Genomic DNA, 23,369 nt, shown 5'->3' with positions numbered 1-23,369 from the left:
CATCGTCGAGAACATAAGAACTGCGGGAGGATTCCATGACGATCACACGGCGCCGCGCGCTTGCGTCCGGCGCGGCCTTCGCGGGCGCTTCGCTGCTGCCAGGACGGCTGCTGGCCGAGACGCGGCCTGCGTCGATCGCGTTCGGACCGGTGTCGCCGGTCTACGCCATCTCAATGATCGCGGAGCTGAAGGGCTACTTCAAGGACGAGGGCCTCGATCCCAAGCTCCTCACCGGCAATTCCGGCACCTTCGGCCGCCAGACGCTCGCCGCCGACCAGGTGCTGTTCGCGCATGGCGACGCCAGCCACCCACTGCAGCTCACGGCACGCGGCAAGCCGTGCAAGATCCTGCTGGCGACCGAGATGGTGTGCTCCTACGCCAACATCGTGGTGCGCCGGGATCTCTACGACAGCGGCATCACCTCGGTCGAGGCGCTCGCCGCCTCCAGGCGCGCCGACGGTGCGAAGCCGATCGTCGCCGCCACGGCGATCGGATCGGGCACCTGGGTCTACGGCACCTATGTGTTCGAGTCGCGCGGCCTGGGCGATAGGGTGAACTGGGTCGCAGGCGGCGGACCGAACACGATGTTCCCATCGCTGCAGACCAAGCAGTTCGACGCCATCATGGCGCCGCCGAGCTGGATCATCGAGGTCGAGAAGAAGGGCTTCGGCAAGGTGATCTACGACACCTCCAAGCCCGGACTGTTCGAGAAGGATTTCGGCGGCACGGTCCCGGTGCTCGTCATCTACGCCTTGAAGGACACGATCGAGCAGGACAAGGCGCTGGTGCAGGCCTTCGTCAATGCGATCACCCGCGCCATGGCCTGGGTCAAGGCCACGCCGCTCACCGAGGTCCAGGCGCTGGTGACGCCGAAGTACTTCTCCGGCATCGATCCCGAAGCGGTCAGCGCCGAGCTCGGCTTCGACACCGCCACCTGGGCCTATGACGGCAGCATCGACCCCGCGTCCTATGCGCGCGGCGCCAAGCCCTGGTACCGCAAGGGGACGGACATTCCCGAGATCAAGTACGAGGACATCGTCGATCCCAGCTTCCTCGCGGCGGCGAAGGCGAAGACCAAATGATGCCGCCCTCTGGCGCAGGCCTCGCCTCGGTGCGCGGCGCGGAGAGCCCTGCCGCGGGACGCACCCGGATCGCGGTGCAGGCTTTGATGAAGACCTACAGCACCGGCGGCCGCGAATTTGTCGCCGTCGACAACGTTACCTTCGATGTGCGGGAGGGCGAATTCGTTGCCCTCCTGGGTCCGTCCGGTTGCGGCAAGAGCACGATCCTCAACATGGTCGCCGGGCTGCTGCCGCGCTCGGGCGGGCGCATCCTGATCGACGGCGACACGGTCGAGACCGGCAAGGTGAATCCCAGGGTCGGCTACGTGTTCCAGCGCGACACGCTGTTTCCGTGGCGGACGGTCGAGCAGAACATCGGCTACGGCCTGGAGATCGCCGGCGTGCCGAAGCCGGAGCGCGCGCAGCGCGTCACCGAGGCCATCGGCAAGGCCGGGCTGACCGGCTTCGGCCGCAGCTTTCCGCGCATGCTGTCCGGCGGCATGCGGCAGCGCGTGGCGCTGATGCGCACGCTGATCCTCGCGCCGGAGATCCTGCTGATGGACGAGCCGTTCGGCGCGCTCGATACCCACACCAAGCTGGAGATGCACAAGACCCTGCTCGAGATCTGGGAGCGCGAGCGGCAGACCGTGCTGTTCGTGACCCACGATCTCGGCGAGGCGCTGACGCTCGCCAGCCGCATCATCCTGCTGTCGGCCCGGCCCGGGCGCCTGAAGGACGATTTCGAAGTGTCATTCCCCAGGCCGCGCGATCCCGTGAGCCTGCGTGAGACCGCCGAGTTCGGCCGGCTCTATTCCCATATCTGGCATTCCCTCGGCGAGGAATTCCGCCGCACCAAGGCTGACTGAGAAGGCTGACCGATCATGTCGACCCGTCGCGCCGCCATCCTGTTCTGGCAGATCGCCATCCTGGTCATTGTGCTCGTGGTCTGGCAATGGGGCTTCGAGTGGAGCAAAGCGCTGCTGCCCAAAGCCTATGTGCCGAAGATCCTCGATCCCTACTTCGTCGCAAAGCCCTCGCTGATCTGGCAGAGTTTTCTGCGCCTCGGCTGCTTCAGCGATCCCGCCGGAGTCGTCGCCTGCATCGGAGCTACCGACAACAATCTGTGGACCGCGACCCTCGTCACGCTCAAGAACACCTGGTGGGGTTTTCTGTTCGGCGCGCTGACCGGCATCGCCGCCGGCGTGGTGCTCGGGCGGTCGGACTTTCTCGCCCGCGTGTTCGGCCCCTACATCATCGCGCTCAACTCGATCCCGCGCATCGCGCTGGTGCCGCTCGTCATCCTGATCTTCGGTCTCGGCGATCTCTCCAAGATCGCGACCGCATGGCTCGTCGTGTTCTTCGTCGTCTTCTTCAACACCTTCGAGGGCACCCGCGCGGTCGACCGCGACCAGATCGCCGCGGCCCGGCTGATGGGCGCGAGCGAGCTGACCGTGCTGCGCACCGTCGTCGTCCCGTCCGCGCTGGCCTGGGTGTTCGCCTCGCTTCTCCCGGCGGTCTCCTTCGCGCTCGTCGGCGTCATCGTCGGCGAGTTCATCGGCGCCGAGCGCGGGCTCGGCAAGCTGATCATCGAGGCCGAGGCCCGCGCCAATGCGAGCGAGATGATGGTGGCGATCTTCATCATGATGTTCGTCGGCATCCTGCTGGCGCTCGCCGTCCAGTCGCTGCAATCCTACTTGCTCCGCTGGCAGCCGCAGTTCGAGCGCGCGGCCTGACCAAGACGACTGTCCATAGCTCGTCTCGGACTGCTGATCCCGCTCAGCGCACAACCCGAAGGTCAATGAGCTCGCGGCAGAACGTAAGCGCGTAGAGGCCGAGCTTGCACAGATCGCGGCCGCTTCCGACATCGTCACCGTGCACCCGGCGGCGATCGAGCCGGCCGATCATGTCAAGATCTGAGGCCATGTGCAGCGGCCGGACGCTTACATCGGGCGTCTCTCCGCCTTCATCTTCGACGTGATCGTCTCCTCTGTTCGATACTACACGGCTGCACACGAGCGGTCGACAACATAGCATTGGTCCGGCTTCCGTCGTGATCTCGCGGTGATGACATCTGGTGGTCCATCCGAGAGTCCGTGCTCAGCCCCGCCTGCCAAGCGGGCGCACATGTCCTCGTCAGGATCGCGGGGCAACACAGACACAATAGCGCGCTCGACGTCTCAATCGAGTTGTCATCGCCGGCAAGATAGCGTGCTCTCCGCATCCGCTTCGATCCACCAAACGTCTCTCCGCCGATCAGCGGAAACTCAGCCAATCTTCTGTCGTCGCACCGTCTGCGAGACGGCGCTCGCCAGAGCGGCGAGCGCCGTCGGGTTGTTCATATTCTGCTCAGCCGCGGGCTCGTCGCTCCGTGCGTCGCAGAAACATCGCGCGGCGGATCCACCCGCATCGCCACGCCCTTGGGAATCGGGGAGGTCTTCACTACAACCATTCTCGCCCGAAATCGAACACCCCACCCTTTGCAGATCAATTACTTAGCTCGCCAAAAAAATCGCAAAATCCCGATTTTCGAGCGCGAATCCGCGAACTCGGGCTAGCTGTTCGCAGCGCAAGTTGCTCGCGATGAATCGCATAGCGAAGCTGGACGACGCTGCGAGCGCGCGCCTCTCGCCCGCTCTGCCATATCTTCGTTGCTCATCGCCGGCCGCGGCCGCCGCCCAGGCCGGGAGGACTGCCGCCGCCCAGGCCGGGAGGACCGCCGCCGCCAAGGCCTGGAGGACCGCCACCGCCAAGGCCGGGAGGACCGCCGCCGCCAAGGCCGGGAGGACCGCCGCCGCCAAGGCCGGGAGGACCGCCGCCGCCAAGGCCTGGAGGACCGCCACCGCCCAGCCCGGGAGGACCGCCGCCTGGCACAGTAGCGCCGCCCGGGACGTCCGAGCCGCCGGGCGTCGCGCCCGGAGTTTGCTCGGATCTCGTACCTTGGATCGAGTCACCCGGAAATTTGTTGACGGACTGGATGGATTCAACCCGCAAGCCACGGGAACTGTCAAAGGTGGCGTTCACGACCACGCGGGCATTGCCTGAGGATGCGAAGCGACTATTGTCATGCGCGACATAGCCCGAGCCGAATTGCAGATAGCTGCCGACGCGGCGGACATAGCCTTCGATCGACAGACGGTTCGCGCCGAAGAAATCAGAGAGGTCGTCAGCCCTTATGCGCGAGATCTGCATCACGCCTTGCGTAACGCGGCCCTCAGCCTGAACACGTTGTCCGACGAGTGCGGCATCGGCGCCGTTGAGTCGCAACCCGCCTATTCGCAGGCCGCCGCGATCGCGTTCGAGTGGTCCGGAAACCCGCGTTGTCGCGTTAAGGCGTTGCTCGACCAGGCTTGAGACGATCACGCCGTCGATGCGGCGCACCCCGAAGACCGCGACATTGACGCCCGGATGGCGCCAGCTTTCGTGGCCGGCCGCTATGATCCGCTGGCCCAGCACGGTCATCTCGCCGTCCCTGACGCTTTCGATCGGCCCCATCACCTCGCTGACCACGTTGACGCCGCGGGTGATCAGCGAACCGTTCGCCTGCGGCAGCGCCAGCACACGAGCCAGATGTCCGATCTTGAGCGCCTTCGCCGATACCGGTTCGCCATCGATCCGCACCGGGACGTTCGGCGCATAGCTGATGCGTTGGCCGTTGACGAAAATGCTGCCGAAACGCTGAATGACGCCAACAATGCCGGTGCCGCCGATGCCCTGATCGTGGCCACGTGTGATACCGGTGCCGCCGATACCCTGATCGCTGCCGCGGCGCACCTGCGCCCAGGCGGAGGACGATCCGGCAAGCCAGAGTCCCATAAGCAACGAGCGGCGCGAGATGACGGGCTGCCTGGTCATGACGAGCCGCCTTCGTCAGCATCACCATTCGCCGCGTCGTCCGGACCTTCGCTGTAAATGTAGATGCCGAAATTCCAGCGGTGGTCGCCGCCCTTGTCCCTGGCGAGCGCGCGGTTTGCTTCCCGGTTGGCGATCTTCAGGGCGTCCATGGCCAGTTCGCGCGAACGCCCTTCGAGACGTTTTGCGAGCTTGGCTGAAAGGCCGTCATAGTGCACCGCGCGTTCGAGGAAACGGGGTGCTGGCCCGGATACGTTTTCGGCGGCTGCCGCGATATGATCATGCAGGTTACGGCCGAGATAGTGCCATTTGCGCTCGTCGTCGCCGCGCGGAACGAAGCCGGTATCCACCAACACGATCTCTTCATCGCCGTTGATGGTCACGAGCTCGCGGTCCAGCCATTCATCCAGCACTGCGCGCGGGCGGACATCCTTCGTGATCGAACTGACGAGCTGCTCGAACGAGGGCGCATCGCCACTGGCCATGCGCGGCAAGGGCAGCGGATCGCCGTTCGCGTCCGTGAACTCCGGAGCGGCGAGCCAGCGTGCCATGATCGCGCTGGTCAGCGACAGAGTGGCAGGCGTTTCATTGACCGGCGCACCGGCGCCGCGCAGCCGCGCAACCTCCTTGCGGTGAATTCCGGTGAGCAGACTCACGCGGCTGTCGGTCTGCTCCTTTCCCTCCAGGGCAAAGTCGTGCTCGGCAACATTGACGAAGAGTTCTCGCAACAGCTGAGCCAGCTCAGGAAATGTCATTCCACCGCGGATGCATAGCCGCACCAGCGGGCGCAGCAGGCGCGCCAAGGGCGCGCGCAGGCTCGCCGCCGCAATCGGCTGATGTGAAGCCGACTTCGATCTCCGGGATTTGGCGTTCATGGCGAAATTGTAGCGGCGAGTCCCGTGGGATACAATCCCACTTTTCCGTCGAGATCAATTGACGTGTGAAATTTTCCCACATATACAGGAGGCGCTCAGTCATGGAGAGTTCGGCTATGCTCGCTCCCTCTCGGCGCCTCTCGGTGCTTCACATCTTCAATGACTGCTATCCCGACCTGTTCGGCGGAGCCCCGTCGGTGATCCGCGACATATGCGCAGGACTGAAAAACGCGTTCACCGCCTGCGTGCTGGTCTGCTCCAAGTCGAACGGGCAACGGCGCATCGTCGTGAACGGCGTTACGATCGAGCGCGTGCGCTCGTTCGGCGATGTAGGTTCGCTTCCGGCCGCGCCGACTTATCCGCTGCGGTTGTGGCGCCAGGTCGCCGATCACGATCTGCTCGCGCTTCATGCACCGTTTTCGCTCGCCGATCTCATGCTCGCCCTGGGGTTGGGCCGCGATCGACCTTTGGTCGTGCACTACCATGCGGACATCGCTTCGCATGCCGGACTGAGGTGGTTTATGAAACCGCTGTTGCGCCGGACGCTGCGGCAGGCGGACGCAATCATCGTGTCCAATGCCATTCTGCTGTACAGCAGCCCGCTGCTGCAGGAATTCGCTGAGAAATGTCACGTCGTTCCGTTCGGCGTCGATGCCTCGAAGTACGATTGGCCAGAGCCGCGCGACAATGACGCTGCCGAACGCGATCGTGGACGGCTCGTGCTGGCTTGCGGGCAACTCGTCCCCTACAAGGGCTTCGATGTGCTGGTGCGAGCGGCGGTCGGCCACCGCTTTGAGGTCTGGATCATCGGCGAGGGTCCAGAACGGGCACGGCTTGAACGAATGATTCATAGCCTCGGCGTCGCGGATCGCGTCCGCCTGCTCGGCTCCGCTCCGAAGGCCAAACTCGCCAGTCTCATGTGTACAGCGGACGTCTTTGTCCTGCCGTCCCTGACCAATGCGGAAACATTTGGCATCGCTCAACTGGAAGCGATGGCGGCGGGACGGCCGATCATCAATACATGGCTTGACACGGCCGTTCCACGCGTGGCGCGCCACGGCATCGAGGCCATTACCGTTCCACCCGGCAATCATGTTCGGTTGGCGGAAGCGATCGAAACATTGCTCCGCGATCCGGAGCGGCGCTGGCGCATGGGCCATGCCGCCCGGCTTCGCGCAACGACGCAATATTCCGTCGACGCCTTCGGGAAAGGAATCGAAACTGTCTATCGCCATGCCGTGACGACTAAGGCATCAAGCCGGTCGACCCTGGCTTCACGTCCCGGAACAATCGGAACGGGTCCGGAAAATCGACATTGCTGAGACTGATTGTGCTGAAACTCGTCGCGCCGGCTCAGCTCGCGATCACGATCCGTGAATAGTCAGGAAGGAGCTACTTATGTACTCGCAAAGCATACCTCTCGTAGAGAATGCGTGGGACGGGCCTGCGCGCGATCCAAACGCCCGATTCGATCCGCGGATTGGACGGCCCATGAAACCGCCTGGCCGTTCTCCTCGCCCCTCCGGCCTCAACGACGACAATATCGCGAGCGACCGGCCGTCGACTGGCAGGCGAACACTCCATACCCTTGCCCGGTTTGTTATTGCAGTTCTCATCGGTATCGGCGCCACCCTTGCCTGGCAGTCCTACGGTGACGCAGCAAGGGACAAGGTAGTGGCCCGGGTTCCATCGCTGGGCTGGTTGTTATCCGTCTCGACGACGAAGTCGCCAGCCATTGCTTCAACTGCCCCGGACCCGATGCAGCAGCTTGAGCCCCTGGCGTTCAATCTCGATGTCGTGCGGCGCAGCGTAGAGCAACTCACCGCCAAGCAAGAGCTGATGGCCCAGAACATTGCGACGCTGCAAGCTGTCGCAGACGACATCAGACAGAGAATGTCAACAACCCCGCCTTCGTCGCTGTCCCAGCAGCAGGCGGCCCCGATCCCGCAGCATAGACTCTCGCAACCCCGGGCGCAGTCATCGACTGTGCAGTCGTCAGTGCCTCGTCCGCTGCCCTCTGCCGGACCCCCCCTGCTCTCGCGCTGACGGCCCAGATTGCCGGCGGGCTTCTTATTGATGGGACGTAGACGCGCGCGGCATGACGGTGCGTAAGCTGCGCCTCAAGTCGTGTATCGTGAATTTGTCGATACCCGCTTCCCAGCTCTCGGAAAATGCATTGTGTACCAATGATGGCTTCCGGACAACACGAGGTGGCCCCCTGATTGCCAAGTGATCTTAAGGTTTCCTAGAATCGCCCTCTGTTTCAGCCTAGAGAGGATGTTGCCCCCAACGGGCCGCACCAGTCTCGCACCAGAACGATCCGAACAAGCCGCAACGAACTCAATCGAAATCGAACGAGAACGCAGCAAAATCAACGAAGCCGATCGATAGCTTGCCGCCCATAACGGCCCGGTCGCAGCCCTAGGGTGATAAGGTCTCACGGACGATCAACGCGTTAGCGGGATCAGTACTTACTTCAAATCCTCACGCACCAATACCGCACCAAGCTGGGCCCGGTCGCGCGACTCCCAAGTATAGAGGGCTACTGGCGCTGGCCGATCGGCCGACGTGGCTGGTCTTCACTATAGGGGACAGCCCGAGCGATTGTCGCCAATTCTGCCAGAGCACCCCAGCGAAACGAGCACCAGAGGCTCTGGTCAAGGTTTTAGAAATTCGCTGGGCTCTACGCCGAGCGCCTTGGACAGCTTACCGAGCATCGTCACAGATGCGCTGTATACGCCTGTCTCCAGCTGACTGACATAGCTCCGATCGACTTTTGCTCGGAACGCAAGCTCCTCCTGCGTCCAGCCCTTCCCCGTTCGGAGGCGACGCAAATTCCGAGCAACAGTATCCCGCAAATCGTTCATTCGTGAGCGAAAATCTATTGGCATGCCAAAGCGGTTCGCCTGCTGGTCGTGTCCCCGGAGGTGGTGTAGCTCGGTGGAGCAAAGCCGCCCGGACGCGCGCTCCCAAATAGCGCCGTAGCGGGCGGGCGGCTTTGCGGTGGTCACCGGCAGTTCTCCGGTAGGATCGGGTTGCGACACGCCAACGCAACCGAGGAACCACCGATGACCGAAGACATGATGAACCTGCGCACGCTGGTAGAGAAGACCCCAGACGCCGATCTGCTGCGCGAGATGATCGGCTTTGCGGCCCAGCGCCTGATGGAGCTGGAGGTCGAGAGCCAGACCGGGGCTGCCTATGGCGAGAAGAGCCCCGAACGTCTGGCCCAGCGCAATGGCTACCGCGACCGGATCTGGGAGACCCGCGCCGGTGCGGTGGAGCTGCGCATCCCAAAGCTGCGCAAGGGCTCCTATTTCCCCGGCTTCCTGGAGCCGCGGCGCATGGCCGAGAAGGCGCTCACCGCCGTGGTTCAGGAGGCTTACGTTCAGGGCGTCTCGACCCGTTCGGTCGACGATCTGGTGCAGGCGATGGGCATGACCGGCATCTCCAAGAGCCAGGTCAGTCGGTTGTGCGGCGAGATCGACGACAAAGTGAAGGCCTTCCTCGGCCGTCCAATCGAGGGTGACTGGCCCTATCTTTGGATCGACGCCACCTATGTGAAGGTGCGCCAGCAGGGGCGCATCGTCTCCGTCGCGGTGATCGTTGCAGTCGGCGTCAACAGCGACGGCCGGCGCGAGGTTCTCGGCATGGACATCGGGCCGTCCGAGGCCGAGACGTTCTGGACCGCCTTCCTGCGCAAGCTGGCCCGCCGCGGCTTGCGCGGCGTCAAGCTGGTGGTGTCCGACGCCCACGAGGGCATCAAGGCCACCGTGACCAAGGTGCTCAACGCCAGCTGGCAACGCTGCCGCGTCCACTTCATGCGGAACGTGCTGGCTCATGCCGGCAAGAGCGGACGGCGCGTGGTCTCCGCCTTCATCGCCACGGCCTTTGCCCAGGACGATGCCGAGGCCGCTCGCACCCAATGGCGCAAGGTCGCCGATCAGCTCCGTCCCAAGCTGCCCAAGCTTGCCGGCTTCCTCGACGAGGCCGAGACCGACGTGCTTGCCTACATGACGTTCCCGCCGCAGCATCGGACCAAGTTGCACTCCACCAATCCGATCGAACGCCTCAACGGCGAGATCAAACGGCGCACCGAGGTGGTCGGCATCTTCCCCAATGAGGACGCTATCGTCCGCCTCATCGGAGCTGTCCTGCTCGAACAGAACGATGAATGGGCGGTCCAACGCGCCCGCTACATGACGCTGGAAACCATCGCGCCATTGAGCGATGATCCGAACGTCAGCCTCACGGCTATCGCCAGCTGACAGGCCCGGCTCCAGCCGGCGAACGCGGTGGGCCGCCAGCTACACCACGCTTGGGGACACGATCTCGCCTGCTTATCGAGGCAGTCTGTGAAGCGGCCGGCAAACCTGTTCCCGCAATCATACTGGATAATTGAGCTTCTTTTTCTTCGCTGCGGCATCCAGCTGACGCCATCGCCAAGGGGCATGGCGATCCTTCGATTCTCGGCCCGCGGTCCACGGCTCTGGATGCCAATCGGAAGCGGATCATGGCTGAATTGCAAAGCCAGCCCTCCGCTTCGCAGCCGATTGCGCTCCACCCCGTCATTCTTAGGCGATACGAAGAGCAATTGGCGCGGCTCGAAAATGCGCTCGGCAAAGGTGTGAGCGCAGGCGATACGGAGGCTGCCGAAGCAATTCGAGATCTTGTGGAGACGGTGACGGTGTCGAGAGATGACACGCGCCCGGGCGGGGTCTGTGTTGAAATTGCTGGCCGTCTCAACTCGCTGATTGGCGGGGAGGCATACCCAAGCAGAGTAAAGGGAGTGTGGGGAATGGTGGTAGCGGGGGTCCGCTACATCGTGAAGCCCACTATCGCAGAAGCCCTATTTTGTTACAGGAGAGCAGCCTAATTCGGAAGGTCGGATCTCGAAGACCCGCCCAAAAACCGCCGTTCGTGAGCGATCAGTGGCCGCCAAATGGTCGGCCGGCAAGTCGAGTAGGATAGCGGCCTTAGTCTCCTGGCCAATTGACGGCATGGACCTCGGCCGCAGGACCAAGCGCCGCAGCACCCGATAGGCCGTGAACCGGCTCAAGGCCTTAGCCGTCCGGGGCCTATCGCATTATCAAACATCGATCTTTGCCGCGCCAAGCGGCGAGACCGAGGGTGGCGAGGTAGGCCCTTGGTGAGGATCCGGAGGCGACTTCGGGTGGACGCTAGGGCGCCAGAAGGGTCGCGCTTCGGTCACGACGGAGAAGACGCACAGATTTCCTATCGCGGTACGGAGGCGGTTCAGGTGAAGCCCGTCAGGGCCACGCGTATCAGTTGCCCGAGGTTGTGCAGACGAGATTTACTCTGCATGAGACTTCCGCCCGCGACCCAGAGCCGTCGTTGCGCTTGTCCGGGTTGCCGCTTTGCGATACTTTTAAGGGCGGTGTTCCCGGGCGTGGTGTAACTTGGTAGAGCAAAGCCGTCCGCCCGCGCGCTCTCCCATAGCGCCGTAGCGGGCGGACGGCTTTGCGGTGGTCACCGGTGATTGCCCGGTAGGGTCGGGTTGCTGACACCAACTCGATTCGAGGAACCACCGATGACCGACGAGATGATGAACCTTCGCGCGCTCGTCGAGGAGGCCCCGGACGCGGATCTTCTGCGCGAGATGATCGGCTTTGCCGCCCAGCGGTTGATGGAGATGGAGGTCGCCGGGCTGACTGGAGCCGCCTATGGCGAGAAGAGCAGCTCGCGCGCGCGTGCGACGTTGTCGGTGCAGGCGCCTCGCGCCAGCAGGCCGTAGTGGCGGATGCGGCGGAGGCGAGCACGTGGATGAGGAAGCGGCGAATGAACTCGTCCGTCGCGAGCGTCATCCGCTTTTGACGGTCGCGGCCCTTCGACGCGGTAATCCTTCCATCTGAAGGTGACGCCTTGCTGGCCGCAGGCGAGCAGGCGGCTGTTGGCGATAGCGACGCGGTGGGAATAGCGCGACAGATAGGCCAGCGCTGCCTCGGGGCCACCGAACGGACGCTTGGCATAAACGACCCATTCCATCTTGCCCGACGCTGCCAGCAACGTTGCTAATGATTGTTCTCCGGCGAGGTGGGCGTCGTTGCCGAAGATCAGGCGCCCGGCCTGGTGGAGGGTGGCCAGGCGCTCCAGGAACAGCCGACGGAACAGGCGTGAAAGCGCCCGCACTGGCAGGGAAGAATCCTGGCCGCCAGGACACCCAGCGCTGGCCGTCGGGCGAGATGCCGCCGCCCGGTACGATCATGTGCACGTGCGGGTGGGGTGGGTCATGGCCGCTGGTGGCTGACATCCAACGCTCGGCAAGTTCTCCATGAACCAGCCAATATTGTCGCTGACGGCAATCGTAATGAACACGGAATGTCCTCAGCAATCGCCGAATAACAATGCGCTTGTGGAGACCTCTTCCGCAGGGGCTACAACACGTGCAACGCTCCGGTCTGTCCGCTCGTGCAACAAACTTCGGTGCAGCGGCACAATCAATTGGACTTTTTTGAGAGTACCCGGTTTTCTACCCGGAACAGTTTCCTCTCAATGCTCGCTCATGGTGGGTTTCCTCTCATCGCATCCTTAGAAAACGCTATGGTGCATCTCTACGAGTGTAGATTGCAGCAGCGAGGACAATGACGACGCCCTTGATGATCAATTGGACCTGGACCGGCACGCCGAGCAGCACCACTTCGTTGGCGAGGATGACGATGATGGCGGCTCCCGTGAGGGCGCCAAGGATCGAGCCGCGGCCGCCCCGCAGCGACACCCGTCCGACGACACAGGCTACGATCGAGTCGAGCTCGTACCCCTGCCCGACCCAGTTGTCGACGAGCCCGACATAACCGCTCAGGATCAGCCCGGCGAGCGCCGCAAGGCAGCTCGAGATCAGGTAGCAGCCGATCATGACCGCGTCGGAGCGGATGCCAAACAGGCGCCCCGTCACTGGATTGCCGCCGACAATGAAAATCCTCCTTCCGAAAGCGGAACGGTGCAGGACCCCAGCCAGCAAGACCGCTACGAACAGCAGAACGAGTACGTTATAGGGCACGCCGTGAAATTTTCCGGAGCCGAGCAGCCGCAGTACCGGCGGCACGTTGCCGGACGGCGCGCCCTGCGTGTAGGCGAACCTGAATCCCTGGAGCAGGATCATCGTGGCGAGCGTTGCCAGGAACGGGGACACCTGACGCTTGGTGACGAGAAAGCCGTTGAGCAGGCCAACGCTGACAGCGACCACCAAGGCCGTCGCGACGATGGCGGGGACATTCTGGTCGAGGCCCGAGAAACCGGTCGCGATCACGGCGGCGGTCGCCATCATCGAGGCGACAGAGAGATCGAGGCCGCGAACGATCATCACCAGGCTTTGCCCCATGGCTGCGATCGCGAGCGGCGCGACTTGTAGCAGCAGGTTGGACAAATTACCGGGACTGACGAAGGCCGGTGAGATCACGCCACCAAGCGCGAGCAGCAGCGGCAGAGCGAGGGCTGTGCCATAGCTTTCCATGACGCTGCGGACCGACCAGGACGGGGTGACGGAGCCGGCGATTTCTACGGAGCCTGACATCCTGCTCACCCGATCCTGCGGCGTTCGACATAGATGGAGACGGCAAGGATGATGATGACCGCCTGCGCGACCAATTGATAGTGCTTCGACACGTCCATGAAGTTGAGCAGGTTGTTCAGGAGCGTGATCAGAAAGGCGCCGAACAGCGTGCCGATCACGCCGCCTTTGCCACCGCTCAGCAAGGTACCGCCGAGCACGACCGGAGTGATCGAAGCCAAGGTGTAGTTGACGCCGGTGTAGGGCTGTCCAACGCCGAACCTCGCGGCGAGATAAAGCCCGGTCGCCCCGCAGCAGAAGCCCGAGATGCCGTAGACCAGCATCAGGATGCGCGTCCGCCGCAATCCCACGAGACGCGCGGAATTCGCATCATCGCCAAGGGCGTAGATCTGGCGGCCGAGCGGCAAATATCGCAGCAGCAGCGCGACCAGGATGCCAAGGACGACTGCAAGCGTCGCTCCGATGGGGATGCCCGAGATGCGTCCATAGGCGAGCACGGTGAAGCTGCGCGGCACCCGACCGACCGGTCCCAGTGCGTAGAGCAAGGTCACGCCTTGCAGGACCGCGCCCATGCCGAGCGTCACGATCAGCGGATGAACGCGCAAGGTGACGACCAGGCCGGCGTTGAGCACGCCGACGAATGTCCCGAGCGCGAGCACGCCGAGCACGACCGGAACGACCCGATCCGGATTGCCGTTGATCAGGCCTGATGTCAGGCAGGAGGTGAGGCTGATCAGCGAGCCGACCGAGAGGTCGATGCCGCCGCTGAGAATGGTCAGGGTTTGCCCGATACTGACCAGCGCAAGGTCGGTGGTCTGCTCATAGACATTGAGCAGGTTGCCCAGCGTCAGGAATCGGTCGGAGACCGTTGCGCCAACAAGATATACCGCGCAGATCAGGACGAGCACGCCGGCAAGCCCCGCATTGCTGCGCAGCCACCAAGGCATCGCGAGACGGGCGGCGATCGCGGTCATGCGGCGCGCTCGCTCGTGGCCAGGTACATGATGCTTTCCTCCGTGGCGTCGCATCCCGGCAGCTCGCCGGCGATCCGTCCCTCGCGCATGACAATCACGCGATCGGCCATGCCGATGACCTCGGTCATTTCCGAGCTGATCATCAGGATTGCGAGGCCTGAATCGGCAAGTTCGCGCATGATCCGGTAAATATCGGCCTTGGCGCCGACGTCGACGCCGCGTGTCGGTTCATCGAGGATCAGTATCGACCTGCACAGGCGTGCCCAGCGCGCGATGATCACCTTCTGCTGATTTCCGCCCGACATGGTTGCGACCGGCGTTGCCGGTCCGCGGCAGGCGATGCGGTATCGTTCGATTTCGTGGGCGGCGATCGCCAGTTCGCCCTCGCGATCAATCACTCCGTAGCGGGTGACCTCGCCGAGTGCTGGCCCAGTGATGTTCGCAGCAATGTCGAGCAGCATCGCAAGCCCCTGCGACTTGCGATCCTCGGTGACGAGGCCCATGCCGAGCCCGATCGCCTTGGCGGGCGTCATTGCCGTAAAGCGCTCGCCGGCGATGTGGAGAGTGCCCTTCGAGATAGGAGCTGCGCCGAACAGACCGAGCGCCAGATCGGTGCGTCCGGCGCCGACCATGCCCGCCAGCGCGACGACCTCGCCTGCATGCAGTTCTATCGAGACGTCACGGACCCGGTCGCCGACGCAGATGCCGTCGGTGCGTAGCACGGGTTGATCCGGTCGCGACGCGGTCGAGCGCGGGGGAAACAGCTCGCCGAGATCGCGCCCCACCATCATCGAGATCAGCCGTTCGCGCGTGACGGCGACGGTATCCGTCGTGCCGACCAGACGGCCGTCCTTCAGGATCGTGGCACGATCGCACAGCGCGAAGACTTCGTCGAGCCGATGCGAAATGAAGAGAATGGACACACCGGCCTCGCGCAGCCGGCGCAGGCGCTCGAACAACAGTTCGACCTCGCGCCCGGCAATGACGGCGGTGGGCTCGTCGAGGATCAACAGGCGGACATTGTGCGTCATCGCGCGCGCGATCTCGACCATCTGCTGGTCGGCGACCGAGAGAGAGGCCACCGTCTCGCGAGGGTCAAGGGTGATGCCAAGCTTGCGCATCAGCTCAGCGGCCTCTTTCCGTGTCCGTCCGTGATCGACCAGGCCGAGCGCGTTGCGCCGCTCGTTGCCGAGGAAGATGTTCTCGGCGACGGACAACTGCGAAAACAGCGCGAACTCCTGATAGACGACGTGGACTCCGGCGAGCTTCGCCTCGCGCGGTGACGACCATCTCACGCGTTGACCGGCGAGGGTGATCTCGCCTTCGTCGGGCGCAACCGCGCCGGCGATGATCTTGATCAGGGTGGATTTGCCGGCGCCGTTCTCGCCGAGCAAGCCGTGGATTTCGCCAGGTTTGACGTCTAAGTTTACGCCGTGGAGGGCGCGCACGCCGGGAAAACTCTTGGAAATGGCCTTGAGTGTGAGCATTCGGTCCGTCTTGCCCCTTTGGCGTGCCGGCCTCGCCGGTACGCCATTGTTCCGGGTTCAGTGCGGATAGTCGATCTTGAACGTGCTCGGATTGTAGGTCGGGCCCATGCCGCCGGACACGAGCATGTCGTCGGGACCGTCGGGCACGATGTGCTGCTCCGCATACATGTCAGGCTTCGGAATGGAAGGCGTCTCGTCACCGTGGGTCAGAACGATATTGCTGTTGATGGTATAGACGCAGGGCACCGCGGCGCCGGACAGCACCTTGAGCGCGACGTCGAGCGCCGTGCCCATCATCGCGGGCGGATAGTCGATGTCGAGCAGCGGGAACTTGTTCTTGATAGCCATCTTCATCGGTCCGTTCATGTCGGCCGAGGTGATCGGCGGAATTTCGCTTCCCTTCCAGCCGGCATCGAGAAAGGCCTCGATCGCACCGGGCACCTGCAATCCGTGCGGCGAGAACACGGCATTGATGCTATGGCCGTACTTGGCGATCATGGCCTGCATCACCTGCTTGCCCTTCACCGGGCTCCAGTCGGAGTAGACGGTCTCCAGGATCTTGATACCGGGATAGGCCGAGAACACCTGCATCGCTGGTTTGACACGGTTCTCGTTCGGGCTGGAGCCGGCCTGGCCTCCGAGGATGATCACGTTGCCCTTGCCGTTCAGCTTCTCGACGATCCATTGCGCGAACAGGCGCCCCATCATCGCGTCGGACGCTGTGACGAAGGTGACGAAATTGTCAGAATCCACCCGGCGGTCCACCATCACGACGGGGATGCCGCGTTCGGTCGCCTGGGTGACGGCGGGATCGAGCGCCTGCGACGTGTTGGCGCTGACGATCAGGAGATCGACGCCGCGGGAGACCAGATCCTGGATGTCGGCGACCTGCTTGGCATCGTCATGGCCCGCATCGGTGATCAGCAGCTTCTTCACGACGTCGGCATGGTCGTGCGCAGCTTTCTGAAGCGAGTGCAGGCCAACCACGCGCCAGCTGTCGCCGAGGCCGGCATTGGAGAAGCCGATGGTGTAGGGCGGCGCCTTCTTGAACTTCGCGGTGTCGCGAATGCAGACGTCGAGCGCTGGATTGAACAGGAACGTGCGCGGCGCGCCGGAATATTCCGCCTGGACGGCAATTGGTGTCACCATGGCCAGGCAGGCCAGTGACAGGCAGCTCGCGATAGTCACTCTCATTGGTGTTCCTCCCCTTTGGTTTCACTGATCGTGGCGACTTGAGCGTCGCTCTGGACAATCAACCCTGGTCTTGCCTACGCCGCCTCACGACGGTGCCGCCAGCTGCGTCGACACGAGTATCTTCAGCTTGTCGTTGCTTGGCGCAGTGAGGACGTCGAAGCCTTTCGAGACCACGTCCTCGGCGCGGATACGGCCATCGATGATCTTCGAGATTGGCAGCTTGCCAGACTCGACCAGTCCGATGATGCGCGGCCACATCGTGATCGGGTAACACCAGGTTGCCTCGATGGTGATGTCCTTCAGGGCCCACAACATCGGATCGGTCGAGGCTTTGCCGACGTGCAGGCCGGCCTGCACCACGACACCGCGCCGCCGCACGGCTTCGACGCAGGTGTTCAATGCGCTTTCGTTACCGACGCATTCGATGGCGACGTCGACGCCGACATTCTCTTCGGTCTGCTCCTTGACGCGCGCGACCACGTCCGTCGTCTTGGGATCGTAGACGCCGGCGCAAATACCCCAGCTCTCGATCGTTCGACGCCGCGATGCGTTGGGCTCCGACACGTAGATCCTGGCGGCGCCGGCTGCGTGGGCGCACAGAATGGTCAGCGCGCCGATCGGGCCTGCACCTGCGATCAGCACGGTGCTGCCAGCCTGGACACCGCCGCGGTCGACCGCATAGAGCGCGACCGCCGCCGGCTCGATCATGGCGGCTTCCTCGTCGGTGATGGAGTCGGGCACTTTCGCCGCATTGTAGTCGTTGATGACGGCGAGATCGGACATGCCGCCCCAGGCCCAGCTGAGGCCGATGCAAGCCATCTTTTCGCTGAGATGGTTGAGACCCCGCCGGCTGTAATAGTCGTTCATCGGCATCATCAGCGGCTGCACCGAAATACGGTCGCCGCGCCGCACATGAGTGACGTCGCGCCCGACGTCCAGTACCTCGGCCGAGAACTCATGTCCCAGGATCTGCGGCAAGGTTGCTGCAGTGAACACGTGCGGCGACGCGGGCGTGACGATCGGCCCTGCAATGTATTCGTGGAGGTCCGTGCCGCAGATGCCGGTCCACAGCGGCTTCACCAGGAGCTGGCTGGCGCCCATCTCCTTGGGCTCATCGACGGTTTCGACACGGATGTCCTTCCGTCCGTAATAGCGAACAGCCTTCACGGTGCGCTTCCCCTTCTGCGCGGCAGGTTATTGGCCTCGCACTACCATGTTACCGGTTTGCATTGATCTGATTGAATGGGGAATTTTACTTCCCATGCTGGTGCAGCCAGTTTCAAAAAGGTTAGAATAGGCGCCTTGGAGCCACAATATCCGGTGATTTCCCTTCACTGGGGAACGTATTGCCCCAATGATCGGACCGTTCGTGGCGGATTTGAATGGCCGCGGCTGCAGCTCGGGGCTGTTTCAGGAGGCGCAATGGCTATCGACCGGATGAAGGACATCAGCGTGTTCGTCCATGTCGCCGAAGCCAAGAGCTTCACGGCAGCGGCCGAACGCATCGGCCTTTCGCGATCGGCAGTCGGCAAGAGCATCGTTCGGCTCGAGGACCGGCTCGGGGTCAGGCTGCTCCAGCGCACCACGCGAAGCGTCTCACTGACCGGAGAGGGAGCCGCCTTCCACGAGCGGTGCGTGAGGCTGCTCGCCGATCTCGACGAAGCGGAGATGGCGATGCTCAGTCACTCGCAGGCGCCGCGGGGGCGGTTGCGGCTGGATCTGCCCGTATCCTTCGGCCGGCTGCACGTGCTTCCGGTCCTCAATGAGTTCATTCGCAAATGGCCGGAGATATCCGTCAGCGCCTCCTTCGGCGATCGCTATGTCGATCTCATCGACGAGGGCGTGGATCTCGCGATCAGGATCGGCAGCAGCGAAGATTCTCGGCTGATGAATAGGTTTCTGGCGCGCCATCGCCTGGTGACCTGTGCGTCGCCGGCCTATCTTGCCGAGCGAGGAACGCCGAGAAACATCGACGCGTTGGCGCAGCATAGCTGCCTCGCCTTCGTGCACGGCGGGCGCTCCGTCGACTGGCGATTCAACGAGAACGGACAAGCTCGCGTGATCGCCATCAATGGGCGTTTCGTCGCGACCAACGCTGAAGCCTTGCGCGACGCGACGATTGCGGGTTTCGGCATCGCTCGGCTTGCCACATTCCTGGTCAGCGACGATCTGCGTGCAGGTCGGCTGGTGCCGATCCTCAAAGAGGTCGACGCCGATGGTGCACCCATTCGCGCCGTCTATCCTTCGAGCAGGCACTTGTCGCCGAAGGTGCGTACATTCATCGATGCGTTGATAGAGGCTTGGCGGCCGGAACCGCCCTGGGACAGCGCAGAGACTTCACTGCGCGGACGTCCGACTGAGAGCGACTGACCTGTTTCAACGTCCTTCGGCGGAAATTGCGTGCCGTTCGCGGACGAGGACTGCCAGCAGCGGGAGTACGAATCACGAAAAATCGTAGTTTGGCGCATGAGATAGTAGGATTGGTAGCGAAGTCCGCTGCCAATCCCAAACCAATGGTTCTTCATTCCTATTTTGACGACGGAGCTGCGACATGCAACGGTGAAAGAGTCAGGCTCTTCCAACGACAACTGAGACCGCCATCGCCTCTCGTCTGTCTCCCCTCTGTCGAGAATTTCTTGATTGTAGTGACTAGCGGCAGCTGAAGCTCGAAGGCTGCGTCGCAGGGCCGCGGCCATCCCACGTCGTCCGCTGCGGATAGACGCAGACCGGATAGCTCACGCTGCCATCGCGCGAGGTCAACGTGATCTCGCCCGGCGGCACTCCCTTCTCGACCCAATCCGTCAATGCGGAGAAGAACTGGTCCTTGTCGCGGGTCGGCGTCTGGTTGGCATTGCCCGGCAGTTTCGGCAGCGGCACGGCGTCGTTCTTGCCGGTCACGGTGTACGAGCGGCCCTGCGAGGAATGCGCAGCCCCCGGGACCAGATACATCCGCATGAATTTTGAGACCTCGGCGTCGCCGCCCATCGCAGCAAGCACGCGCTCGTGATAATTGACGTTGCCGGCCGGCGGGATCGCATCATCCGCAAGGCCGCTCCATATGATCACCTTGCGGCCGAGATCGCGCAGCTTCGAGAGATCGGCCTTGTCGGTGATCAGATTGCTGAACAGCGTGGGCTGCAGTTCGACATTCTTGTCGACGCCAGCAGCGAAGGCGGCATAATCGAGCTCGAGCCAGCGGTTGCGCCTTGCGGTCGAGGTGTTGGTGATCGGAATGGCTGAGGTCGCGCTGGCATCAGCGGCGTAGCTGACGTCCTCCATGCCGAGCGCAAAATTGTCAGTCGACGGGCTCGTGATCTGCGTTGAGATCGACGTGCCCTTGGTAAAGGTCCACCACATCTGCTTCACGCCGAGCGCCTTGCCGCTGCGGGCTTCCGCCGTCTGAGCCGGATCGACGCTGCCATCGCGGGTCGCGCCGTACCAGATTTTGTTGAGCGCACCCGCTTCCTTCGAGCTCATGCAAGCTGCCTTGTCGGCGTTGCTTCCGGTGACGCCGTCGCTCGTTTCGCCCGTACAGAGCAGCACCGCGTCGCGGGCGGGATTGTAGTCGCAGGCGAAGGGATCAAGCAGGAAGCCGAGCCCGGCCTTGTCACAGGTTGCAACGGCGCGCTTGTTGGCAGCGTCGACCTTGGCGGCGAACGCGGCAGCCTCCGGCTTGTTGATGGCAGAGAAGCCGAGCTCGGTCTTCATCACGATCTGCGGATAGAGGCTGGTGGTGCCGAACCGCGCGATGTTCGGCGCAGGCTGCGCGATCATGTAGCCGTCATAGAGCTCTGGATATTCCTGCAGGATCTTCAGGCCCTGGCGGCCGCCCTGCGAGTGTCCATCGTAGTAGACGAATTTCGGCGCCTTGCCATAGTAGAGATTGACCAGCGCTTTGGTCTTGATCGCCTGCTCGACCATCGCCCGTACCGAGAAGTCGCGGAGGCCCTCGACGTTAACCTTGCCGTCAGAGAGGAAGGCGAACGAACCGTCCTGATACCACGGCTGGCCGGCATCCGTTGTGCCCGAAGCATAGCCGATATTGGCGTTGACAATTGCCGGCACCTTGCTCCCGATCTTGTCGGCGAAGCGATGGCCGCCGCCGACCCAGCCGCCACCGCCATAGTTACGGATGCGCTCGTTCCAGTTGGCCTGCGTCGGCAGCCAGACCTCGATGCCGATACCTTCTGAATAGGAGCGCGCGTTTTTGTCCTTCTCCGCTGTGACGCCGGGACCGACCAACAGCTTCACGAGGCAAAGATCGGCTGCCGCCGTGATCGGCTTCGGCGCATCGGGCGCCAAAAGCTCCTCACCCTTGTTGACCCGGCGGACCGCGATCACGGTCGTGATCTCGTCGGGATGGAAGGCGGCTTTGATGCCGTCGTCACAAGCCATCGGCTCGGCGAACGCCGATGTCACCTGGCAAGTCGCAGCCACCAGCAGCATTGCCCAAAAAATTCCTCGCGCGATCGGCATCAGTTCTCTCCTCTTGCTTATCGTTCTCTGTTGGCAGCCCGGGGCCGCCTTAGTCTACAATCGGTACCGTCAGCGGCTCATGGGTCTGTGCGGCGCAGCCGAGCCGCGACTCCGGGGGCGCCAACCCGGCGCCTGAACCCGAAGGCAAAATTGTCGCGAATCAGAATCGCCTGCGAACCTCCCGTTGGTCACTCAGACAGCCTCATTCGGTCAGCGAGCGTTCCTGCGCAATCGAGCGCGGCGCACCATGCAAAGACCATGGCGGGGCCGATCATCGTTCCAGGTCCGGGGTACATGCCGCGGAAAATGGAGGATGCATCGGTCCCGACGGCATACAGTCCGGGCAAGACCGTTCCGTTGCGTGACAACACTCTGGCGCGCTCATCCGTAAGTAGACCGCAACTGCTGGCGAGATCCGACGGCCACACGGCGACGGCATAATAGCGCCCCTGACCGATCCGCCGCAGACATGGGTTCGGCTTGGTCTCCGGATCGCCATTGAACCGGTTCAACGCGCTGGACCCTCGGCCGAAGTCTTCGTCGATCCCGCTGTCCGCGTAGCGATTATACTGCTCGACCGTTGCCGCAAGCTGCCCGGCGTCGACGCCGATCCTTCGCGCCAGCTGCTCGATCGTCTCCGCCTCGACCAGATAGCTGGCTTGCACGAACGCCTTCAGGTTTCGCGTCCCCGGACGAACGAGCCCAATGCCGAAATCCTTGATGAACGTCGCATCGCAGATCAGGAAGGCCGGACTTGAAGACGGCGCGTTCGATCGCAGCATCGCGGCGACGAAGTCATGATAGGAATCGGCCTCGTTCACGAAACGGCGGCCTGACCTGTTCACGGCCAGCAATCCAGGCTTGGCGCGATCGAGCATGATGTGCGGGAAGATCGACACATGACCGTCGGCCTGCGTCATCACCGAACTCGGCATCCACAACGCCGGACTGTCGAGGTCTCGGGCGATCGCTGCACTGACGCGCTCCGCCGCCAGGATGCCATCGCCGGTGTTCGAGGTGGGCGCGAGCGAAAGTCGACGCGCCGGCTCGGGGAATAGACGCTCTCTTAGCTCACGGCTCCAGCCGATGCCTCCGCTCGCCAGCACGACGCCCTTGCGGGCCCTTATCCTGAGCTCTCCGCCAGGAGACGAAAGAACCGCACCCATGATGTGATCCCCCTCGCAAACGAGATCGCGAAGTTCGGTCTCGAAGCGCAGGTCGACGGCGACGCGGCGGAGGCTGTCGAGGAGCCTCGCGACGAGCGCGTTTCCCATGACCAGGCGCGTTCCGCGCGTGTGGCTGATCCGGTCCATCGCATGCCGGGCGAGCAGACCCAGGACATGCCTAAGACTGCTCCAGCTGCGGAATGGCGCCAGCAGCGCCGGGATGTCCGCCTTGCTCACCATCATGCCGCCGAGCACCATGAACTCCCGACGCGGCGGCCTGACACGGGCAAAATCCGGTCCGAGCTTTCGGCCCTCGAACGGCATGGCCGTGAGCGCGCGTCCGCCGATCGCAGCGCCCGGAAGCTGCTTGTAGTCGGGGTGGATCGGAGGCGCCGCAAATCGAACGCTCGTCTTCTGCTCGAGATCATCAAGCACGACCCACCCTGCCCGAAGGAACATGTCGACGCGGCGGTCGGCGGCGTGCTCGCCGAGCATTGCAGCGAGATAGGTGCGCGCGGCCTCGACCGTATCAGGCGTCCCCGCAAGGCGGCCCTGCCGGTTGCCCGGGATCCACACCGTGCCGGCGGAGGTTGCGGTGGTGCCGCCCACCATGTCCGACTTCTCGCACAGGACGACGTCGAGCCCTTCGAGCGCGCCCACCAGCGCGGCCGTCATGCCGGCAGCGCCGGTACCGACGACCAGCAGATCGGTCTCAACGTCCCACGGGCGATCGTTGTGCGCCATCACCAGCCTCTTCCG

General features: G+C 63.4%; 20 protein-coding genes and 2 pseudogenes. 10 read left to right on the top strand and 12 right to left on the bottom strand.

What is annotated here, in order from left to right; translation table 11 throughout:
* Positions 1–35 precede the first annotated feature (35 nt).
* From QX094_RS18595 to QX094_RS18585, 3 genes are read left to right on the top strand one after another with little or no spacing between them, the layout of a single operon-like run.
* A complete protein-coding gene (locus tag QX094_RS18595) occupies positions 36–1,082 on the top strand; it encodes an ABC transporter substrate-binding protein (RefSeq protein WP_316174918.1) in 1,047 nt (348 codons plus the stop codon).
* A complete protein-coding gene (locus tag QX094_RS18590; RefSeq protein WP_316174919.1) occupies positions 1,079–1,927 on the top strand; it encodes an ABC transporter ATP-binding protein in 849 nt (282 codons plus the stop codon). Before QX094_RS18595 ends, QX094_RS18590 begins: the two co-directional genes overlap by 4 nt.
* Positions 1,928–1,942: 15 nt before the next feature.
* A complete protein-coding gene (locus QX094_RS18585; RefSeq protein WP_316169295.1) occupies positions 1,943–2,794 on the top strand; it encodes an ABC transporter permease in 852 nt (283 codons plus the stop codon).
* A 43-nt stretch (positions 2,795–2,837) separates the two neighbouring features.
* Here the strand turns inward: QX094_RS18585 and QX094_RS18580 are convergent, their stop codons facing one another.
* The 3 genes from QX094_RS18580 to QX094_RS18570 form a co-directional block, all read right to left on the bottom strand.
* Positions 2,838–2,966 carry a hypothetical protein gene (locus tag QX094_RS18580; protein ID WP_316174920.1) on the bottom strand — a complete coding sequence of 43 codons (129 nt, stop codon included), beginning with the start codon at positions 2,964–2,966 and terminating at the stop codon, positions 2,838–2,840.
* Positions 2,967–3,713: 747 nt separating this feature from the next.
* The gene (locus QX094_RS18575) at positions 3,714–4,913 is read right to left on the bottom strand and encodes a hypothetical protein (RefSeq protein WP_315714184.1); all 1,200 of its coding nucleotides are present in this window, start codon (positions 4,911–4,913) and stop codon (positions 3,714–3,716) included.
* Complete coding sequence (locus QX094_RS18570) at positions 4,910–5,785, bottom strand: DUF6502 family protein (protein ID WP_315714183.1); 876 nt, start codon at positions 5,783–5,785, stop codon at positions 4,910–4,912. The genes QX094_RS18575 and QX094_RS18570 overlap by 4 nt, the downstream gene beginning before the upstream one ends.
* Before the next feature lie 101 nt (positions 5,786–5,886).
* Between QX094_RS18570 and QX094_RS18565 the strand changes: the two genes are divergently transcribed.
* Both QX094_RS18565 and QX094_RS18560 read left to right on the top strand, forming a co-directional pair.
* A complete protein-coding gene (locus QX094_RS18565; RefSeq protein WP_315827670.1) occupies positions 5,887–7,107 on the top strand; it encodes a glycosyltransferase in 1,221 nt (406 codons plus the stop codon).
* Positions 7,108–7,276: 169 nt separating this feature from the next.
* Complete coding sequence (locus QX094_RS18560) at positions 7,277–7,831, top strand: hypothetical protein (protein ID WP_315827669.1); 555 nt, start codon at positions 7,277–7,279, stop codon at positions 7,829–7,831.
* Between the two features lie 611 nt (positions 7,832–8,442).
* Here QX094_RS18560 and QX094_RS18555 read toward each other — a convergent pair.
* The gene (locus QX094_RS18555) at positions 8,443–8,652 is read right to left on the bottom strand and encodes a helix-turn-helix transcriptional regulator (RefSeq protein WP_315750443.1); all 210 of its coding nucleotides are present in this window, start codon (positions 8,650–8,652) and stop codon (positions 8,443–8,445) included.
* Between the two features lie 201 nt (positions 8,653–8,853).
* On the opposite strand from QX094_RS18555, the gene QX094_RS18550 reads away from it, so the two are divergent.
* The 3 genes and pseudogenes from QX094_RS18550 to QX094_RS18540 all read left to right on the top strand — a co-directional run.
* A complete protein-coding gene (locus QX094_RS18550) occupies positions 8,854–10,053 on the top strand; it encodes an IS256 family transposase (protein WP_315714240.1) in 1,200 nt (399 codons plus the stop codon).
* A gap of 245 nt (positions 10,054–10,298) precedes the next feature.
* Positions 10,299–10,661 (top strand): hypothetical protein, encoded by a 363-nt coding sequence (locus QX094_RS18545; protein WP_315750108.1) that lies wholly within the window; start codon positions 10,299–10,301, stop codon positions 10,659–10,661.
* 675 nt (positions 10,662–11,336) lie between these two features.
* Positions 11,337–11,492, top strand: a pseudogene (locus tag QX094_RS18540) (IS256 family transposase); the annotation flags it as partial.
* Here QX094_RS18540 and QX094_RS18535 read toward each other — a convergent pair.
* From QX094_RS18535 to QX094_RS18510, 6 genes are all read right to left on the bottom strand, one after another.
* Positions 11,468–11,935 carry a transposase gene (locus QX094_RS18535; protein WP_315706495.1) on the bottom strand — a complete coding sequence of 156 codons (468 nt, stop codon included), beginning with the start codon at positions 11,933–11,935 and terminating at the stop codon, positions 11,468–11,470. The pseudogene QX094_RS18540 and the gene QX094_RS18535 sit on opposite strands and share 25 nt — an antisense overlap.
* 409 nt (positions 11,936–12,344) lie before the next feature.
* Positions 12,345–13,316, bottom strand: coding sequence for an ABC transporter permease (locus QX094_RS18530; RefSeq protein ID WP_315706496.1), 972 nt, complete (start codon positions 13,314–13,316; stop codon positions 12,345–12,347).
* A 5-nt stretch (positions 13,317–13,321) separates the two neighbouring features.
* On the bottom strand, positions 13,322–14,287 hold the full coding sequence (locus QX094_RS18525; protein WP_315706497.1) for an ABC transporter permease: 966 nt from the start codon (positions 14,285–14,287) through the stop codon (positions 13,322–13,324).
* Entirely contained in the window at positions 14,284–15,774 is a 1,491-nt protein-coding gene (locus QX094_RS18520; RefSeq protein ID WP_315706498.1) for a sugar ABC transporter ATP-binding protein, read from the bottom strand. The genes QX094_RS18525 and QX094_RS18520 overlap by 4 nt, the downstream gene beginning before the upstream one ends.
* Positions 15,775–15,831: 57 nt before the next feature.
* Positions 15,832–16,968 carry an ABC transporter substrate-binding protein gene (locus QX094_RS18515; RefSeq protein ID WP_315706499.1) on the bottom strand — a complete coding sequence of 379 codons (1,137 nt, stop codon included), beginning with the start codon at positions 16,966–16,968 and terminating at the stop codon, positions 15,832–15,834.
* Positions 16,969–17,052: 84 nt separating this feature from the next.
* On the bottom strand, positions 17,053–18,135 hold the full coding sequence (locus tag QX094_RS18510; RefSeq protein WP_315706500.1) for a 2,3-butanediol dehydrogenase: 1,083 nt from the start codon (positions 18,133–18,135) through the stop codon (positions 17,053–17,055).
* A gap of 75 nt (positions 18,136–18,210) precedes the next feature.
* Here QX094_RS18510 and QX094_RS18505 point away from each other — a divergent pair, with 75 nt between their 5' ends.
* The gene (locus QX094_RS18505; protein WP_315714177.1) at positions 18,211–19,338 is read left to right on the top strand and encodes a LysR family transcriptional regulator; all 1,128 of its coding nucleotides are present in this window, start codon (positions 18,211–18,213) and stop codon (positions 19,336–19,338) included.
* A gap of 279 nt (positions 19,339–19,617) precedes the next feature.
* Here QX094_RS18505 and QX094_RS18500 read toward each other — a convergent pair whose 3' ends face one another.
* Positions 19,618–21,444 (bottom strand): tannase/feruloyl esterase family alpha/beta hydrolase, encoded by a 1,827-nt coding sequence (locus QX094_RS18500; protein WP_315706502.1) that lies wholly within the window; start codon positions 21,442–21,444, stop codon positions 19,618–19,620.
* 59 nt (positions 21,445–21,503) lie between these two features.
* On the opposite strand from QX094_RS18500, the pseudogene QX094_RS34580 reads away from it, so the two are divergent.
* Positions 21,504–21,632, top strand: a pseudogene (locus QX094_RS34580) (hypothetical protein); the annotation flags it as partial.
* Here QX094_RS34580 and QX094_RS18495 read toward each other — a convergent pair.
* A complete protein-coding gene (locus tag QX094_RS18495) occupies positions 21,633–23,354 on the bottom strand; it encodes an FAD-dependent oxidoreductase (protein WP_315706503.1) in 1,722 nt (573 codons plus the stop codon).
* Positions 23,355–23,369 lie beyond the last annotated feature (15 nt).

The sequence above is a fragment of the Bradyrhizobium sp. SZCCHNS1050 genome (genome assembly GCF_032484785.1).
Lineage (GTDB): Bacteria > Pseudomonadota > Alphaproteobacteria > Rhizobiales > Xanthobacteraceae > Bradyrhizobium.
Note: the sequence above shows the minus strand (reverse complement) of the source record. Positions and strands in the feature narration are given on the sequence as shown.